The organism is Geomonas agri (assembly GCF_020179605.1).
Lineage (GTDB): Bacteria > Desulfobacterota > Desulfuromonadia > Geobacterales > Geobacteraceae > Geomonas > Geomonas agri.
The window spans coordinates 659,009-677,691 of record NZ_JAINZO010000002.1 but is presented as its reverse complement, the minus strand read 5'-3'; the positions used below and the strand labels follow the sequence as shown (position 1 = coordinate 677,691).

Here is an 18,683-nt window from a genome sequence, read left to right as displayed (position 1 = left end):
TCGGTTTGCCGGCTTCGCGACACGGCGTCCGAAGGGGGCATCCAGGAGGTAAAAAGTTTACTGCAAACTTTACTATGAATGACTCGGGAAACTCAAGAAGAATCGCTTATTCCGCCATCTTGCGGTTGAAGGTGTATACGGCGATAGTGAAGCAGGCGGCGGCAGTCAGCACCAGGTTCACCAGGTACTGTGACGGGATCACTCCTGTCAGCAACGCATCGCGCGCTCCTTCGAATACCGCAGTTGTGGGAAGCAGCTGTATCAGCGGCAGGATGGATGAGGGGTAGGATGAAAGGGGGAAAAAGATACCGGCCATGAAGATAAGAGGCACTATGACTACCGACTGCACCCGGCCAATGTTTTCCGGTTTGTCTATGACAGTGCCGCAGATGGTGCCAAGACAGGAGAAGGTCATGGATGACAGTGCGATGCACAAAAGGTACATCGGCAGATTGGCGTAGTCGATGCGGAAGGGGGTGAGGGCGAGGATGACCAGGAAGACCACTGTTCCCTTGACCGCACCCTGCGAGAAGCCGGAGAAAATCTTGCCGATGACGATGTCGTACACGGTGACCGGGGTGACCCGGTACTCTTCGATGGTGCGCTGCACCTTGCGGTGGAACCACATGCTCCAGGAGCTCTCGTCGAAGGCGGCGTTCACCGCGGTCATCGAGATGAGGCCCGGCGCGATGAAGAGAGGGTAGGGGACGCCGTTTACATTTGTGATGTACCCCTTGAGGCCGAAGCCGAAGGCGAGGTAGAGGGTAAGCGGGTAGGCGACCACGGAGACGAGTTCAGAGATGATGCTGCGCTTGAGCACCAGCATGTCCCTGCCCCAGATGGAAAATGCGCCTTTGAACATGAGGCTACTCCCTGACCTTTTCCCCGGTAAGCGAAATGAACACGTCCTCGAGTGTCGGCTCCTTGAGGCAAATGCGGCGGATGTCGGAGCCGGAGAGGTGGTCCATGAGCGGCTTGATCGACTCTTCGTCGGCCAGTGTGATCTGGAAGAGACTCCCGTCCCGCTCCACCCCCTTGACGAAGGGAAGCCCGGCCAGCACCCCCTGGTAGCGGTCGGCATCGTTTCGGAATTCTACCTGGTAGGTATGTGCCCGGGAGAAAGCATCCTTCAACTGCGCCGCGGTGCCGTCGGCGAGACACGTGCCATGATCCATGATCATGATCCGGTCACACAGCGCGTCGGCCTCGTCCATGTAGTGGGTGGTCAAAAAGACGGTCATGTTCCGGCGCAGGCCGCGGATGTGATCCCACAGGGAGCGCCTGGACTGCGGATCCAACCCGGTAGTCGGCTCGTCGAGGAAGAGTACCCGCGGCTCGTGCACCAGGGCGCGCGCCACCACGAGGCGACGCTGCATCCCGCCGGAGAAGGTGTCGGGGAAGTCGTGCTGGCGCGCGGCGAGCCCGGACATCTCCAACAGTTCGTCGATGCGAGGGTTGTAGGCCGCGGGACGCATGCCGTGCAGCCTGGCGTGCAGGGCCAGATTCTCGCGCGCGGTCAGGTAGCGGTCCAGGTTGTTTTCCTGGGGGACCACGCCGATCATGCGGCGCACCTCCTTGCCCGCGCTGAGAACGCTGTGCCCCTCGACGAAGGCGTCGCCGAGGGTAGGGCGCATCAGGGTGGTGAGGATCTTGATCAGGGTGGTCTTGCCGGCGCCGTTGGGCCCCAGGAGGCCGAACACGGTGCCGCGTTGCACCTCCAAGGAAAAGGCGTCCACGGCCTTGAAGCCGTCGTAGCTCTTGGTGATCTCGTGCAGCGTGATGGCGTAGTTCATAACCGCCCCGAACAGGGGCTATCCCTGTTATCCCTGTTAATTTTGCAGTGGGAAAAGAAGCGAGAAGGTGCTGCCACCGCCGGCGGCCTCTTCCACCCAGACCACACCCTCGTGTGCATCCATGATGCCGCGCACGATGGAAAGGCCGAGCCCCGACCCCTTGGACATGAAGGCGGTGTCGCCGGAGGAGTGGTGCGCGATGTCGCCTACCCCGTAGAACTTGTCGAAGATCCTGACCCGCTCGTCGACGGGAATGCCGATGCCGCTGTCACTCACCTGCAACAGGTAATAGCTCTCGGCGGCGGCGATGTTGTTCGGGAATGCCGAGTAGAACTGGCGCAGGGCGGGGGTTAGCTCCTTGAGCCGCGCATGCTTCAGCACCCGCCCGGTGAGCCGGACCTCTCCTCCGTCCCGGGTGAACTTGATGGCGTTTTCCATGAGGTTGCGGATGGCCAGCGTGACGAACCCTTCGTCGACGGGGACGTCGGCCTCGTCTCCGCCGATACTCACCGTGATGTGCCGTTCCGAGAGCGGCAGCACGAAGAGGTTATGCACCTCGCGGCAGACGTGCATCAGGTTGGCCGGCTTCTTCTGGGCCAGCGGCCCCTGGGCCTCGATTCTGGAAATGGAAAGGAGATCCTCGACCAGCTTCCTGAGTTGCACCGTCCCCTCGTAGACCGAGGCGAGGATGGTGTGCTGCTCCGGCGTCATCGGGATGCCAGCGTACTTCAAGAGGAACTCGGCCCCTCCCATGATGGAGGTGATCGGCGTCTTCAGTTCATGCGAGGCGATACCGATGAAGTTGTTCTTGGCGGTGTTGAGCCGCCCCAACTCGATGTTGGCCCGCTTCACCTTCTGCAGGTTTTCCTTGAGCTCTATCTTGCTCTTGTAAAGCTCTTCAGCCTTCTCCTTCATCTTGTCGTAAAGGCTGTAGTTGTCGATAAGGACGGCGAGCTGCCCGGCGATGGAGCAGAGCAGGAACACGTCGCGGTCGCTGTAGCTGCGCCCGGACAGGGTTCCTACCGTCATCACCCCCATCACTTCCTGGCCTATCTTCAGGGGCACCGTACACCAGGAGTGCAGCCCCATTGCGATAGCGGCCTTCTTGGCCTTGTCCGGGAAACGGGCGTCGGGCTCCTCGCCCAGGAAGGGGCGACCGCTCTGCGCCAGCTTGCTCCACGCCTCGTCGGCCGGCAGCGCCTTCATCGCTTTCTCGAAGGCGGGAGAGAGCCCCAGTGAGGCGCGCATGCGCAGCTTCTCCCCCTCAAAGAGGTGGATGCAGGAGAAGTCCATCTGCAGCATGTTGTGCAGCTGGAACAGCAGGTCCCCCATCACCTTCTCCACCCCCTTGGTGTACTGCAGGCGGAAGGCCACGGCGTACAGGGTGAGGAGCTCGCGGTCGCTGGTCCGCTTCTCCTCCTCGACCTCGCGCCGCTTGGTGATGTCCTTGATGATGTGAACGAAGCCGCGGTCGTTGCCTTCGATGCGCATGGGGTAACTGGTCACGTTGTACCAGCCGCTCAAGTTGGGGAAACGGACGTCCTCGTCGGCTTCCCCCTGCATGTGCAGGAAGCGGAAGACCTTCCCCTCGGGCTGCTCTGTTCCGAAAAAGATCTCGTCGATGCGCTTGCCGAGCACCGCGTCGTACCCGCCCGGGAAATAGGAGGTCACCCGGCCGTTGCAGCGGGAGATGACCCCTTCGGCGTCGGTGATGATGATAAGATCGGAAACCGCGTCAAAGACCGATTCCCACTCCGCCTTGCCGCGACGCACCTTGTCCTGGGTCTGCCGGTGCGTCCTGCGTTCAGCCGCCTCGCGCAGCTCACGTTCCACCACCGGCACCAGGCGGGCCAGGTTGCCCTTCATGAGGTAGTCGTTGGCCCCCGACTTCATGGCGGCTACCGCCAAGTCCTCGCCTATTTTGCCCGAGACGATGATGAAAGGGATGTCCTGTCCGCTTTCGTGCAACACCTGGAGCGCCCCCAGGGCATCGAACGAGGGCATGCGGTAGTCGGAGATGACCACGTCCCACTTGCACGTTTCCAGCGCGTACCGCATCCCCTCTGCGGTCTCCACTCTCTGGTGCTCTAGCTGGTAGCCGCCACGAACCAGTTCCCGGACCAGCAACAGGCTGTCTTCCTGAGAATCCTCAACCAGCAGAAGTTTTAACTCTTTGGAAACCATGGGCAACCCGCTTGACGTTTGACAATGGACAACTGACGACGTTGTTCTTAAAGGAAAATCTGTATCAGGGACAAAGGCCGCTGTCACGTTTCGGCAGCGGCCTTTTTTGATTATGAAGCTTCTATGTCATTACCAATTTCATTCGACAATTGAACTTGTTCATTGTCAACGGTCAAAGCTCCATTGTCAATCGCCAGTCTTCCGGTTCGCGTTGTCAATTGTCAATTGCCTCACGCCCCAGCGTGAAGTAGAAGGTGGCCCCCTGCCCCGGTGCGCTCTCGGCCCAGATCCTGCCCCCGTGGCGGGTCACGATGCGCTGGGCGATGGCGAGCCCGACGCCGCTCCCCTCGAATTCGTCGGCGCGGTGCAACCTGTGGAACACCGTGAAGAGCTTTTCCGCGTAGGCCATGTCGAAACCGGCCCCGTTGTCACTGACGAAGTACACCGGCTGCCCCGCCTCTTGCTGCACCCCGAACCGGATCTGCGCCTGCGGGGTCTTGGAAGTGAACTTCCAGGCGTTGCCGAGCAGTATCTCGAGCAGCTGCCGCGCCAGCTTGGCATCGGCCTCGACCGTGATCCCCTCGGCGATGTCGAACTCTACCGACCGACCGGGCTCATGGTGCTTGAGCTCAAGCGCGATGACCTGGGCCTTGACGCTGAGATCTACTTGGCGCGGCTCCATCTCGGAGCGTCCTGCCCGTACCAGCTGTAGCACGGCGTCGATCAACTGCGCCATCTTCCCGGTCGCCTGGCAGATCCGGTTCAGGTACTCCTGCCCCTGGCTGCCGAGCTGGTCGCCGTAGTCGTCCAACAGGGCCCGGCTGAACCCGTCGATGTGTCGCAAGGGGGCCCGCAGATCATGGGAGACGGAGTAGCTGAATGACTCCAGCTCCCGGTGCGCCACCTCCAACTGGGCCAACTGTTCGGTCACCTGGCGCCGCAAGTGATCCAGGTCCTGTCCCTGCGAAGCCGGCTCGAGCCGCCGCGCCAGCACCAGGTGGGCCGGCTCGTTTTGGAACGTGACCGGGTGCCAGCTGAGCTGCAGCTTAATCTCGGTGCCGTCCAGCATGCGCTGCAGGGAAGGAACGACCTGGTCCCGGTCCGCCGGTGGAGGCGCGCCCCCACCGAGGTGGGAGAGGTTCAGCTCCATGAACTGGTTGCGACGATAGCCGTACAGCCTGAGGGCCGCCTCGTTGACCGCCAGGAATTGCCCGGTGTCGCGGTGACAGACCCACATGGCCTCAGGGTTTTCCTCAAACAACTCGCGGTATCCCGCGTCACTTTCTCGCAGCGCCACTTAACCCTCCCGTCCCAAGATCATGTCAACGTAACTGCCGGCACTCCCATGAGAGGGGTCTCCTCTCCAACGCTGCTCTACTTTACTATATTTGCCAAAAGAAAAAAGAGAAATAATTAAAGGGCGTTTCGAAATACCGCAGCAGGTTCCCCCGTACCTGCAACTAATGAAACGTTGACATCGTTATTCCTCGGGCTCCTCCGGTTGGGCGGAAAGCAGGATGGTGAAGACGCTGCCTGCCCCCGGCGCGCTCTCGGCCCATATGTAGCCGCCGTGGGCATCCACGGCCTTCCTGCAGAAGGCGAGCCCGAGCCCCGTGCCGCGGGTCTTACCCTGGCGGCGGTTCCTGGCCTGGACGAAGCGATCGAAGATAGAGCCCAGCGACTCCTGGGGGATGCCGACCCCGCTGTCGCGCACCCGGATCCGGACGAAGTCTCCTTCCGTGGGAAGCTCCTGGGGCGCGTAGTTCTGCTCCGGGACCTGGCCGGTGACCGTGGTCGGGTCGTGCACCAGGTCGGCCGACACCTCGATCTCGCCCCCCTCCGGGGTGAACTTCACCGCGTTGGAAAGGAGGTTCCCCATGATCCTGTTGAAGGAGGAACGGTCCACGGAAACCGGGGGAAGCCCGGAGGGGAGGGTGGTGAAGAGCTTGATGTCCCCGCGCTGCGCCAGGGTCTGGAACTTGGTGACGGTGCGGTTCACCAGCGAGCCCGGATCCTCGTCCCTGAAGCTGAGCTTCATCTTGCCCGCCTCGAACTTGTGGATACCGAGCAGGGTGTCGATCATCTCCACCATCTCCTCGCAGCTCTCGATGGCGGCGTTCAGGTACTCGCGCTGGTCCGGCGTGATCGGGCCGAGTTTCGCCTCCCGCACCAGGTCGATGGAACCGACCACCGCGGTGATCGGGGATTTCAGGTCGTGCGACAGCATGCTGACGAAATCTTCCTTCTCCTGCTCCAGTTCCTTGAGCTTGGAGATGTCGCGGATGATCTCGACGCTCCCCACCAGTTCGCCGGCTCCGTTTTTGAGCGGCGCCGCGGAGGAGAGGACTGGCACCTGCTGCCCGCCGACCTGGAGCTGGTAGGCGACGTCCAGGCAGGGCTCGCCGGTGCGCAGCACGGTTCGGGTCGGCAGTTCCCCTCCCGGCACCTCGGCTTTCAACACCTCTTCCACGACCTTGCCCTTGATGTCCCCATCACCGGACAGGACGCTCTCCGCCTGGCGGCTCGCGGTGATGATGGTCCCTTCCAGGTCGACCGCCAGCAACAGATCCGCCATACCCTGGAGCACCGCCGCCATCTTGAGGCGCTCCTCGTCCAACTGCCGTTGCAGCCGGGCGTTTTCCTTCCTGGTGCGGTCGATACCGATGGCGCGCTCCACCTTCTGCAGCATGTCGTCCGAGGAGAAGGGCTTGGAGATATAGTCCAGTGCGCCCTTCTTCATGGCGTCCACCGCGATGTCCTCGCTGCCGTGCGCCGTCATCATCACCACGGGAGTCTGGTCGCTACGGATACGGCTCAGCACTTCCAGGCCGTCCATGCGGGGCATCTTGATGTCCAGCATGATCAGCGCGAAGGGTTCGCGCTCGATCGCCTCCAGCGCCTCCACGCCGTCGCGGGCCCGCTCGGTCTCGAAACCGGCGTCTTCCAGCTGCAGCTTGAGGATGAGGGCGATGTCCCCCTCGTCGTCAACTATAAGAATCTTATCCTTTGGCATCGGTCTCCCCTATGATTGGCACGGTGAAGCTGAAGGTGTTGCCGCGCTCCTGGGCGGCGGTGTAGAAGATCCGGCCGTGGTGGCGCTCGATGATCTCCTTGCAGATGGCGAGCCCCAGCCCGGTGCCACCCACCTTGCCCCGTTCCTGGCACTCTATCTGTTGGAATTTTTTGAAAAGCTTGTCGCGGTCCGACCACTGGATCACGCGCCCCTTGTCGGCCACCGACACCACCACGTAGTTCCCTTCCTGCTCCGCGCTGATCATCACCACCTTACCCTCGGGCGAGAACTTCACCGCGTTGGAAAGGAGGTTGGTGATCACCTGGATCAGGCGGTCGCTGTCGCCGTAGACCATGGGGAGGTGCTCGCCGACGGTGTTGACGATGGTGATGTCGCGTCCCATGGCGTAGGACTTGATCTCCTCGACGGCGTACACCGTGAGTTCGCCGATGGAGACCGGCTTGAACTTGAACACCATCCCGCCCGACTCGATGCCCGAGATGTCGAGGATCTCGCCGATCAGCCGGATCAGACGCTGGGTGTTGCGGAAGCAGACGGTAAGGAGCTGCCGCTCGGTGTCGGTGAGCCACTTGCTCCGGGTCAAAAGGAGCTGCAGCGATCCCTTGATGGAGGTGAGCGGGGTCTTCAGCTCATGCGAGACCGTGGAGATGAACTCGGTCTTCATCCGGTCCACCTGCTGCTCCACGGTAACGTCGCGGATGGAGAGGACGATGCCTGCGAAGTTGCCGAACTCGTCGGAGAGCGAGGAGAGGTAGACGTACAGCCGCTTCCCCTTCACCGTCAGCTCCTCCTTGGTCCCGCCGCCGCGGTCGGGCTGGGCCAGGTCCTTGATCCGCTCCCAAAGCGACGTGAAGCCTACCAGTTCGCATACCTGTTCGATGGGCTGCCCTACCACGCGGTGCGGCACCATCTCGAAGAGCTGCTGCGCCGCCGGGTTGAAGAGCACCACCCGGTTGTCCAGGTCGGTCACCACCACGGCCTCGGCCAGGCTGGTCAACACCGCCTCCAGCCTCCCCATCTCCATGACCAAGGCCGAGGTCCGCTCGTCCACCATCCGCTCCAGCTGCTCGTTCAAGTCCTGGAGGTCGTCCGTCTTCTTGTTGATGATGGAGTCGCGTTCCTTAAGTGCCTGCACCATCTTGTTGAACGAAGAGGCCAGCACCCCCACCTCGTCGTCCTGGTCCCCCTCGACCCTCTGGTCCAGATCCCCCTGTTCGATCTTGCTGGCGCTCGCCGCCAGTTGCCGCAGAGGCCCGGTCAGGTGGCGGGAGGCGAGAAAAGCGAGGCCGAAGGAACAGATGATGCCGATAAATGCGGAGGCGAGGATGTTGCCGAGATTCTCACGCTTGGTTTCCCTAAACCTTTCGGTGGCAACGGCGACCGAAACGGAACCGACGAATTCGCCCCGACTGTTCAGGATGGGGTCGATAACCGTTTCGTAGTCTCTCGACCCGATGCGCGCCTCGCCGCGATAGACCTCGCCCCGCTCCAGCACGTCGATGACTTGGGGTGAGAGGGTGGAGATGTCGCGCAGGGTGGCCGGCAGGCTGCTGGCGATGCGCAGGTCCCGTTGGGTGATACTCACCTCGACGTCTCTGCCGGATACCTCCTGCAGTTCGCTGGGGAGTATCGCGTGATTGTTGAGCACTTCGCCGGCAACGAAACATCCGAGCTCGGCGCCGCTATCGCTCAGTACCGGCACCACCACCGTGTTCACCAGCGCCTCGGCGTTACTCTCCTGTTCGCAATACCGGGTCGTCCCTGCCTGGCACAGTACCGCCGCCGGGAGGATCTCGGTGGAATGCACCGCCCGTTTTCCCGCCAGTGCCTGGTCCAGCACCCCGGGCAGGTACAGTTCCTCGCCGTAGGAGTTGGTGTTGATGCCGGCAACGATCCGCTTTCTGCCATCGATCACCAGCAGGAAGTCCAGGTAGGGGAGCACCTTGTGCACGTCTTTGAGACGGGAGTCGAGCCAGGGGCGGTCCCCGGTCACCAGGTGTTCCTGCACCGTTTTCGAGCTGGCTGGCTGCAGCAGCGAATATTTGACCACCCTGGCGCGGTCCTGGTATTGGCTGCGGGCGTAGGTGAGGTTGGTTTCCAGGTTACGGTCGACCTCTGAACGCAGGGACGCGCTCATGGTCTTCATGGTCGAGTAGATCAGGGTGGAATAAGAGATGAGAAGGATGGCGAGAATGGACAGGAGCAGTTTGGTTCTTATGCCAAAGCGTGGTTGCATTACCTATCCTTGGTGGAAAAACAGGCTGAGGTCAAGGTTGAGGTTGAGAACTTCGCTTCACCTTAACCTTGACCTCGACCTGCTGTTAAGCTCCTTCGGCCTTGAGGTTCCTGGTCATAAGCTCAAGGACCGCTTCTCGTGCCGGCTTGTTCTGGTAGAGCATCTGGTACATCTGGTCGATGATGGGCATCTCGACCCCCAGCTTCTTGGCCAGGTTGTAGGCGGATTCCGTGGTCTTGACCCCTTCGGCCACCATGCGCATTTCGCCGAGGATCTCCTCGAGGCGGCGCCCCTGCCCGATCTGGATGCCGACGCTGCGGTTCCTGGACAGGTCGCCGGTGCAGGTGAGCACCAGGTCTCCCATCCCGGCGAGCCCCGCGAAGGTGGCGGGCTGGGCCCCCATGGCGAGCCCGAGCCGGGTCATCTCGGCAAGGCCGCGGGTGATCAGGGCCGCGCGGGTGTTGCAGCCGAAGCCAAGACCGTCCGAGATGCCCGCGGCGATGGCGATGACGTTCTTGATGGCGCCGCCAAGTTCCACCCCCACCACGTCCGAGTTACGGTAGACCCGGAAGAAGTTGGTGTTGAATGCTTCCTGCACCCGGCGCGCGATCTGCTCGGTAGCAGCGGCAGCCGCTACCGCGGTCGGCATCTCCTGCGCCACCTCGCGCGCGAAGCTCGGGCCGGAGAGGGCGGCGAAGTTGGCGTACATCTCCGGGGGGAGGATTTCCTGGTAGATTTCGGAAACGGTGGCCAAGGTGTCCACCTCGATCCCCTTGCTGGCGGAGATGATGACCGCCTCTTTGGGGATGAAGGGGAGGGAGTTGCTGATCACCCGACGCACTAGCTGGGACGGCACCACGCAGAGCACCATGGTGCAGCCGCGGTAGGCCTCCTCGAGGTCGTTGGTGAAAGCGAGGCTTTCCTGCAGCGTGATGCCCGGGAGGAAGAGGTTGTTCTCCCTGGTGTCGCGCATGGTGACCACCAGTTCCGCCTCGTAGGCCCACAGGGTGACCTGGTGGCCCTTCTTGGCGAGCAGGTCGGCTAGCGTGGTGCCCCAACTGCCGGCACCGATTACTGCAACTTTCTCTAGCATCTATTCAAGCCCTCTTACCGTGTGCGTAGCCCTCATGAGGACCTCATTGTAGCACAAATAATTAACATTCTCGCCTGCGTCACCGCTTTCGCCAGCTGCATCTACATCCCCTCTCCCTCCGGGAGAGGGGCGGGGTGAGGGGCTTCCGCTACAGCTCTTCTACCGCCCTCAGCGGCGGCTCCTCGCCGCGCTCCAGCGATTCCCGGGCGATCTCCATGCTCTCCAGAGCGAAGCGGCGCAGGAACGGGTGCAGGTGGTGCGGCAGCGGGCTGTCCACCATGCTGTCGGCAAGTCCCACAATCTTGGCCACTTCGAGGTTGTCCCTGCCGCAGCGGCGCATCAGGTCCGCACTTACCAGCAGCCGCTCCCGGATCAATTCCATCTCGGGCGCCAGCAGCTCCGCGCAGAAACGCTCCAGAACCTGCTCGCACCCCTTGCCGCTGCGGTATTCCTCGGCGAAGTCGTAGACCCGCTGTGCCGCCATGAACCAGCCGGAGAAGAAGCTGTCGGCGAAGAGCCGTTGGGCCAGTTGCTCGCCCTCGTGGAAGCTGAGCCGGCGACCGCGGGGGAGGTCGGTGAGCTTTTCCGTGAACCGTGCCGGGGTCATGTCCTCGCCGGCAAAGATACCGCGCCTCATGTAGAAGTCAGCCGGGAGGTAGCAGAGGTCACGGCTCCAGTAAAGGGCGTCACGCACGAGGTCCAGCAGGTACCCCGGAGCCACCTCGATCAGGTCGTCCTGCATCCGGAACCCTTCCACCTCGGCAGTGAAGTTGTCGAGGGTGAGGTCCCCGGCGCCCCAGGCGGCCAGCACTCCACGCCGCTCGTGCACCTGCATGTACAGCACGCTGACCGTATCCGGCCCAGCCCAGCGGGACAGGAGCAGGGAACGGTACCCGTCCCCGTCCGGCGGCGTCGCATAGGCAGTATGGAACGGAAGCTGTTTGCGCGGCGGCGGCACCACGACCCCCAGGAAACGGAGCCTGCGCAGGGCCTTCTCGGCGAAAGGAGCCAGTTCAGCGTCGCAGTCGGCCAGGAAGTCCTGCAGCACGGCTGCGGCCCTGGAGTCCCTTATTTTACCCAGGGCTGCCAGCGCGGATTGCACGATATCGCGGTCCTCGTGCCAGAGCATTGCCTGAAGCAAGCGGGGGGACTGGTCGTCGCCCGAGTGGCACAACTCGCGGATCACGACCTGCTGCACTTCGGCAGGGTAGGAGAGGAAGTCGTCCAGGAAGGTGACCATCCCCTCCTCGCCCAGTTGCATGGCTCCCTGGACCTGCTGCCCCAGCGAGGTGCCGCCGGAACTCGGCTTGTCATGCTTGAAGGGAGGTGAGTTGACGTCGACGCCGTACCCTTCCAGCGCGATCATCAGGGCGGCCTTGCCGTCGGCAGCGAGGTCCTGGCGCTTGAGCGCTATCTGGATCAACTGGTCGAGCCAGTCGCTGGTATCGAAGAAGTCCAGTATGTAGGCATACTTGGTGATCAGTTCTCCCGAGTTTTCGCGCCAGAGTTCCCGCACCAGCGGACGCAGCGCGCGTCTGCCCGCCTCCTGGAACTTCAGGCCAATCCGCTCCATCTCGTGGATAGAGATACCGTCACTCTTAAGCCGCACCAGGAGATCCAGAATATCGCGACGCTCGTTGAGGGAGTTGTCTACCTTCTCGCTCTGTTGCATGGGCCTACCCTTTTTCACTGCATGGCACCCCTCCAAAGGAGGGCAAAGATTGCATGTTCGACCGGTTGCTGCCTGTACTGCTCCTGCCGGGGGGACTCCGCCATGGTGGCATCGCCCTCACCCCTTCCCCTTTCCCGAAGGGCGAGGGGTCCTGCTCAACTATTCCCTTGCGAAGGGGTTTGACCGCCTTTCACTCCCTCTCCCGCCCGGGAGAGGGGCGGGGTGAGGACGGCTTTTACTCTTCGCCTTCGCCGCCCTCGGTTTCGAGTTCGACAATTTCGTCGATGTCGTTCTCTTCCTCGTTCTCCTCCTGGTCCTCTTTCTCGGCCAGGCGGGCCACGGCGACGACGCGCTCGTTCTCTTCCTTCACCATGAGGCGCACGCCCTGGGTGTTGCGGCCGATGATGGAGAAGCCGGCCACGGAGACGCGCAAGATCTTGCCCTGGTCGGTGATCAGCATCAGGTCGTTGTCGTCCACCACTTGCTTGATGTCCACCACGTTGCCGTTACGCTCGGTGGTCTTGATGGTGATGATTCCCTTGCCGCCGCGGGACTGGGTACGGTACTCGCTGATCTCGGTCCGCTTGCCGTAACCGTTCTCGGTGACGGTGAAGATGGTGGAATCGGTGAAGTTTTCGTTGAGAATCTCCATGCCGATCACCACGTCCTCGTCCTCCAGCGTCATGCCGCGCACGCCGCGGGAAACGCGGCCCACGGTGCGGACGTCGTCTTCCTTGAAGCGGATCGCCTTGCCGGTCGCGGTGGCGAGAAGCACGTCCTGCTTACCGTCGGTGAGGGCCACGGAGATCAACTTGTCCCCTTCGTCCAGGTTGACGGCGATGATGCCACCCACCCTCGGGTGCGAGTACTCCATCAGGTTGGTCTTCTTCACGACGCCGTTCCTGGTGGCCATCATGATGTACCTGTCGTCTACGAACTCCTTTACCGGGAGGATGGTGGTGATCTTCTCGTTGTTGGCGAGGTTCAACAGGTTCACGATTGCCTTGCCACGCGCTGCGCGGCCCGCTTCCGGAATCTCGTACACCTTCAACCAGTACACCTTGCCGGCGTCGGTGAAGAACATGAGGTAGTCCTTGGTGGAGGCGATGAACAGCTGCTCCACGAAATCCTCCTCTTTGGTCTTCATGCCGGTCTTCCCTTTGCCGCCGCGGCGCTGGGCGCGGTACAGGGTGACGGCGTTACGCTTGATGTAGCCGGTGTGCGAGATGGTGACCACCATGTCTTCCTCGACGATGGTGTCCTCGAGCGAAATGTCCGCGGTTTGCATCACGATCTCGGAGCGGCGCTTGTCGCCGAACTTGTCTTTCAGTTCCAGCAGTTCGCCCACGATGATCTTGAGGATCTCAGCCTCGGAAGCCAGGATCTCCTTCAGGCGGGCGATGTACTTCAGGATCTCGCGCAGCTCTTCGAGGATCTTCTCGCGCTCGAGACCGGTCAGGCGGTGCAGCCTCATGTCGAGGATGGCCTGGGCCTGCAGGTCGGAGAGCCCGAACTTCTCCATGAGGCCAACCTTCGCCTCGGCCGGCGAGGCGCTGGCCTTGATCAGCGCGATCACCTCGTCCAGGTTGTCCAAGGCGATCTTCAAGCCTTCCAGGATGTGAGCGCGGGCTTCGGCCTTCTTCAGGTCGAAGATGGTGCGGCGGGTGACGATCTCTTTCCTGTGCTCGATGAAGAACTCGATGGTCTCCTTCAGGGTCAGGACGCGCGGCCGGTTGTGCACGATGGCCAACATGATGATGCCGAAGGAAGACTGCATCTGGGTCTGCTTGTACAGGTGGTTCAGGATGATGGTCGGGTTCTCGTCCTTCTTGAGTTCGATGACGATGCGCATACCCTCGCGGTCGCTCTCGTCCCTCAAGTCGGAGATGCCCTCGATCTTCTTTTCCTTGACCAGTTCCGCGATTTTCTCTACCAGCTTGGCCTTGTTCACCTGGTACGGGATCTCGGTGACCACGATGGACTGGCGCTCGGTCTTCTTCTGGGTCTCGATCTGCACCTTGGCGCGCATCTGGATGATGCCGCGGCCGGTGGAGTAGGCCTTCATGATTCCTTCGCGGCCGTAGATGAAGCCGCCGGTCGGGAAGTCCGGCCCCGGGATCAGTTCCACCAGCTCCTCGAAGGAGAGCTGCGGGTTATCGATGATGGCGACGATGGCGTCCACGACCTCGGAGAGGTTGTGGGGTGGGATGTTGGTCGCCATGCCGACCGCGATGCCGGCGGAACCGTTCACCAGCAGGTTCGGGAACTTGGAGGGAAGGACCAGCGGCTCTTTCAAGGAGTCGTCGTAGTTGGGGCCGAACGGAACCGTTTCCTTGTCCAGGTCGTTCAGGAGCTCGTGGGCCAGCTGCTCCATCCTGATCTCGGTGTAACGCATTGCCGCCGGGGAGTCGCCGTCGATGGAGCCAAAGTTACCCTGGCCATCGACCAGCGGGTACCGCAGCGAGAAGTCCTGGGCCATCCTGACCAGGGTGTCGTAGACGGCGGTATCGCCGTGCGGGTGGTACTTACCGATGACGTCGCCGACGACGCGGGCCGATTTCTTGTACGGCTTGTTCCAGTCGTTGCTCATGTCGTACATGGCGTAGAGGCAGCGCCTGTGCACCGGCTTCAGGCCGTCACGTACGTCGGGAAGCGCGCGGCCGACGATGACCGACATGGCGTAATCCATGTAGGAGCGCTTCATCTCGTCTTCGATGTTCACCGATACCTTGTTCAGTTGATTCAGCATTTAGGAAACCCTTTCCGGTCAAAAGGCGGCACTTCCGGGCGAAATCCCCCGAAAAATGCCCTCACAATTGATTTGCAGTAGATATATGCAAAACGCTATCCCCTCCCGAAGGGAGGGGAAATTTTTTTTATTTAAGGATTCCAGGGCCTTAACACCTGTTAACACAGGGACGTTGCCTCCCGAGCTCCCCCCCTCTTACACGTCCAGGTTGACGACGTTGAGCGCGTTCTGCTCAATGAAGTCGCGGCGCGGCTCGACCTGGTCACCCATGAGCACGGTGAAGATCTCCTCGGCCGCCACGGCGTCCTCGATCTTCACCTGCAAGAGCACCCTGTTCTCCTGGTGCATGGTGGTCTCCCAGAGCTGCTCCGGGTTCATCTCGCCCAGACCTTTGTAGCGCTGGATGTAGAGACCCTTCTTGGCGCTCTCCATGAACCAGGACAGGATATCGTCCTGGCTCTCGCTCTCGAACATCACTTTGTCTTCCGGCCCGAGGATGACGCCGGCGCCGACACCCATCACGGAGCGGACCCGCTTGTGGTTCTCGAGCAGCATGGCGTACTCGTAGGAGTCCAGCACCTCGAAGATGGCCTGATCGGTCTTCACCCTGAGGTTACCGAAGGCGAAGATGATGCTGTCGTCGTAGACCTGGGCCTCCACCTCAGGGTGGGCCTCCTTCATCTTGGGCACCAGCGCGATCAGGTCCGACATCTCCTCCAGGCCCGGCTTGATGCCGGCCTTCAAGAAGACCTTCAGGAGCAGCTCGTTGATCCCCTTCTTGACCACCTTGTCGAAGAGCTCGTCGTAGTCGATCAACTGGGTGAGGATCGGGATGATCTGCTTGCCGCGGTAGGCGCGCTCGTCGTTGCCGGAGCCGAGTTTCAGGGTCATATCCTCGGTCCCTTCCTCGAGGAGGTACGCCTGCAGCGCCGCTTCGTTTTTCAGGTATTGCTCTTTCCTGCCGCGCTTGATTTTGTACAGCGGCGGCTGGGCGATATAGAGGTAGCCACGCTCGATCAGCTCCATCATCTGACGGAAGAAGAAGGTGAGCAAAAGCGTCAGGATGTGCGAACCGTCGACGTCCGCATCGGTCATGATGATGATGCGGTGGTAACGGAGCTTCGCGATGTCGAAGTCTTCCTTGCCGATCGAGGTGCCCAAGGCCGAGATCAGGGTCCTGATCTCCTGGGAGGCGAGCATCTTGTCGAAGCGCGCCTTCTCGACGTTGAGGATCTTACCCTTCAAGGGGAGGATCGCCTGGTACTTACGGTCACGCCCCTGCTTCGCCGAGCCCCCTGCGGAGTCACCCTCGACCAGGAACAGTTCGCACAGCGCCGGGTCCTTCTCCTGGCAGTCGGCCAGCTTGCCGGGGAGGGTGCCCACCTCGAGCGCCCCTTTGCGGCGGGTCAGTTCGCGGGCCTTCCTGGCCGCCTCGCGGGCACGGGCCGCGTCGATCGACTTCTCCAGGATCTTCCTGGCCATGGCCGGGTTTTCTTCCAGGTAGGTCGCCAGCTTCTCGTTCATCAGGGTCTCGACGTAACCTTTCACCTCGGAGTTGCCCAGCTTGGTCTTGGTCTGCCCCTCGAACTGCGGCTGGGAGATCTTGACGGAGATGACCGCGGTGAGACCTTCGCGCAGGTCGTCTCCCGAGATCGCCACCTTCACGTTCTTCAACAGGTTGTTGGCGGTGGCGTAGTTGTTCATGGTACGGGTGAGCGACGCCTTGAAGCCGATCAGGTGCGTGCCCCCCTCGTGGGTGTTGATGTTGTTGGCAAAGGAGAACACTTTCTCGTCGTAGGAGTCGTTGTACTGCATGGCGATCTCGATATCGACGCCGCTCTTCTCCCCCTTGATGTAGATCGGTTCCGCGTTGACCAGGTTCTTGTTCTTGTTCAGGTACTCGACGAAGCTCCTGATGCCGCCCTCGTAGAAGAAGTCGTGGTCCTTCTCGGTGCGCTCGTCATGGATCTTGATGCGCACGCCGGCGTTCAGGAAGGCGAGCTCCCTCAGGCGCTTGGAGAGGACGTCGAAGGAGAACTCGGTGGTCTCGAATATCTCGCCGTCGGGGAGGAAGGTGATCTTTGTGCCGCGACGCTTGGTCTCGCCGGTGATGGCGAGCGGCGCCTGGGGCACGCCCCTGCGGTAGCTCTGGGTGTAGAGGTTGCCGTTGCGGCGGATCTCCAGTTCCAGCTTGGTGGAGAGCGCGTTGACGACCGAGCTTCCCACGCCGTGCAGGCCGCCGGAAACCTTGTAGGAGGAGTTGTCGAACTTGCCGCCGGCATGGAGCACGGTGAGGACGACCTCGGCCGCTGACCGGCCCTCGGTGGGGTGCATGTCGGTCGGGATGCCGCGGCCGTTGTCCTCGACGGTGACCGAGCCGTCCAGGTGGATGGTGACCTGTACCGCATCGCAGTAGCCGGCGAGTGCCTCGTCGATGGCGTTGTCCACCAGTTCGTAAACCAGGTGGTGCAGACCTTGAGCAGCGGTGGAACCGATGTACATGGCCGGACGCTTTCTTACCGCTTCCAATCCTTCCAGAATCTGGATTTTATCCGCCCCGTAATCGCTTTGTTCTTCTGAGCTCATCGTTACCTCTTTCAAGAAAGTTCAATTACTCAATTTCCCGCCCCCGGAGGGGGAGGGGCAGGGGAGGGGGAAACTTCACAAACAAGCCCCTCCCAGCCTCCCCCCTTCGGGGAGAGGAGTGTCATCATGTTTTGGTCATCTCTCGATGATGCGGCCTTCACGTATCCTGAAGGTCCGATTGTCTTCCATCTCCTCGATCGCCACGTTGGAGAGCGACGTGGTGGTGATGAAGACCTGCATCTCTCTTTTCTTCAGAAAATCCATCAGGTTCCGGTTGCGCTCGCGGTCGAGTTCGCTGGTCATGTCGTCCAGCAGGAGCACCGGCGGTGCCTCGAAGCACCTGGTGATGTACTCGATCTCCGCCATCTTGAGCGCCAGCACGAAGGACCTCTGCTGTCCCTGCGATGCGAAGTGCCGGGCGGAGCGACCGTTCAACCCGAAGTAGAGGTCGTCCCGGTGCGGCCCTATGGCCGTAGTCTGGCGCCTCTTCTCTTCCGCCGCGTGCGCCTTGAGTGCATCGGCGAGGGCGGCGGCGGGATCCTCGCCATAGGCCTTCTGGTCCACCCCGTGCAGCCGGTACTCGATCTGCACCGTCTCGTCGTTGCCGGAAATCTCGCTGTAGAAGCCCTGCAGCAGTTTCCCTATCTCGGCCAGGTACGCCTTTCTTCGCTCGATCACCAGTTGCGCAGCCTGGATCAACTGCTCGGTCCAGACCTCGAGCCCGCTGCCGTCGCCGACCTTCAAGAGGGCGTTGCGGTTTTTCAGGATCTTCGAGTAGTCGTGAAAGGCGGCCAGGTAACTTAAATCGCAGGTGAAGACCGCCCGGTCCAGGTACCTGCGCCGCAGGTCCGGCCCCCCGCGCACCATGGATATCTCTTCCGGCGTGAAAAGCACCACGTTTAAACTGCCAAAGAAGTCGTCCAGCCGCGTCGCGAGCTTGGCGTCGATCTTCGCCTTTTTGCCTTGCTTCTCCAACAGCAGGGCGATCTCCCTGCTGACCCGGTCCCGTTCCACGATCCCCTTGATCAGGGCGAACTCCGAGCCGAACGCGATCAGCTCGGCGTTTTTCGCCTGCTTGAAGGACTTCATCGTCGCAAGGAGGTAGATCGATTCCAGCAGGTTGGTCTTGCCCTGGCCGTTATTGCCGTAAAAAACGTTGAACTTCTTGCCTGGAACAAGCTCGATGTTCTGCAGGTTACGGAATGAAGCAAGTTTGAGTTTTATAAGTTTCATAAAGACAGATTGAGACAAAGATTGAGATTAAGAAAACGAGGTGATTTCCAGTAGCTCTTCCATATCCGGCTGTTGTCTCCGGTTTTCTTAATCTTTGTCTTAA

Annotated in this window: 11 protein-coding genes; all 11 read right to left on the bottom strand. The window is 61.4% G+C overall.

Annotated elements, in window-relative coordinates; translation table 11 throughout:
• Positions 1–106: 106 nt before the first annotated feature.
• The 11 genes from K7R21_RS14440 to recF all read right to left on the bottom strand — a co-directional run bounded on the left by K7R21_RS14440 (position 107) and on the right by recF (position 18,580).
• Positions 107–862, bottom strand: a complete 756-nt coding sequence (locus K7R21_RS14440; protein WP_224983993.1) for an ABC transporter permease — start codon at positions 860–862, stop codon at positions 107–109.
• Between the two features lie 4 nt (positions 863–866).
• Entirely contained in the window at positions 867–1,793 is a 927-nt protein-coding gene (locus tag K7R21_RS14435; RefSeq protein ID WP_224983992.1) for an ABC transporter ATP-binding protein, read from the bottom strand.
• A 36-nt stretch (positions 1,794–1,829) separates the two neighbouring features.
• A complete protein-coding gene (locus K7R21_RS14430; RefSeq protein WP_224983991.1) occupies positions 1,830–3,977 on the bottom strand; it encodes a hybrid sensor histidine kinase/response regulator in 2,148 nt (715 codons plus the stop codon).
• 214 nt (positions 3,978–4,191) lie between these two features.
• Positions 4,192–5,274, bottom strand: coding sequence for a PAS domain-containing sensor histidine kinase (locus K7R21_RS14425; RefSeq protein WP_224983990.1), 1,083 nt, complete (start codon positions 5,272–5,274; stop codon positions 4,192–4,194).
• A gap of 183 nt (positions 5,275–5,457) precedes the next feature.
• A complete protein-coding gene (locus K7R21_RS14420; RefSeq protein ID WP_224983989.1) occupies positions 5,458–6,990 on the bottom strand; it encodes a hybrid sensor histidine kinase/response regulator in 1,533 nt (510 codons plus the stop codon).
• The gene (locus tag K7R21_RS14415) at positions 6,977–9,247 is read right to left on the bottom strand and encodes an ATP-binding protein (protein ID WP_224983988.1); all 2,271 of its coding nucleotides are present in this window, start codon (positions 9,245–9,247) and stop codon (positions 6,977–6,979) included. Before K7R21_RS14415 ends, K7R21_RS14420 begins: the two co-directional genes overlap by 14 nt.
• 85 nt (positions 9,248–9,332) lie before the next feature.
• Complete coding sequence (locus K7R21_RS14410; RefSeq protein ID WP_224983987.1) at positions 9,333–10,340, bottom strand: NAD(P)H-dependent glycerol-3-phosphate dehydrogenase; 1,008 nt, start codon at positions 10,338–10,340, stop codon at positions 9,333–9,335.
• Positions 10,341–10,488: 148 nt separating this feature from the next.
• Positions 10,489–12,012, bottom strand: coding sequence for a HEAT repeat domain-containing protein (locus K7R21_RS14405; RefSeq protein WP_224983986.1), 1,524 nt, complete (start codon positions 12,010–12,012; stop codon positions 10,489–10,491).
• Positions 12,013–12,247: 235 nt separating this feature from the next.
• Positions 12,248–14,761: a DNA gyrase subunit A gene (gyrA, locus tag K7R21_RS14400; protein ID WP_224983985.1), complete on the bottom strand. Its 2,514-nt coding sequence runs from the start codon at positions 14,759–14,761 to the stop codon at positions 12,248–12,250.
• 195 nt (positions 14,762–14,956) lie between these two features.
• Positions 14,957–17,347, bottom strand: coding sequence for a DNA topoisomerase (ATP-hydrolyzing) subunit B (gene gyrB / locus K7R21_RS14395; RefSeq protein ID WP_224983984.1), 2,391 nt, complete (start codon positions 17,345–17,347; stop codon positions 14,957–14,959).
• Positions 17,348–17,482: 135 nt separating this feature from the next.
• Positions 17,483–18,580: a DNA replication/repair protein RecF gene (recF, locus tag K7R21_RS14390; RefSeq protein WP_224983983.1), complete on the bottom strand. Its 1,098-nt coding sequence runs from the start codon at positions 18,578–18,580 to the stop codon at positions 17,483–17,485.
• Between the last annotated feature and the right edge of the window lie 103 nt (positions 18,581–18,683).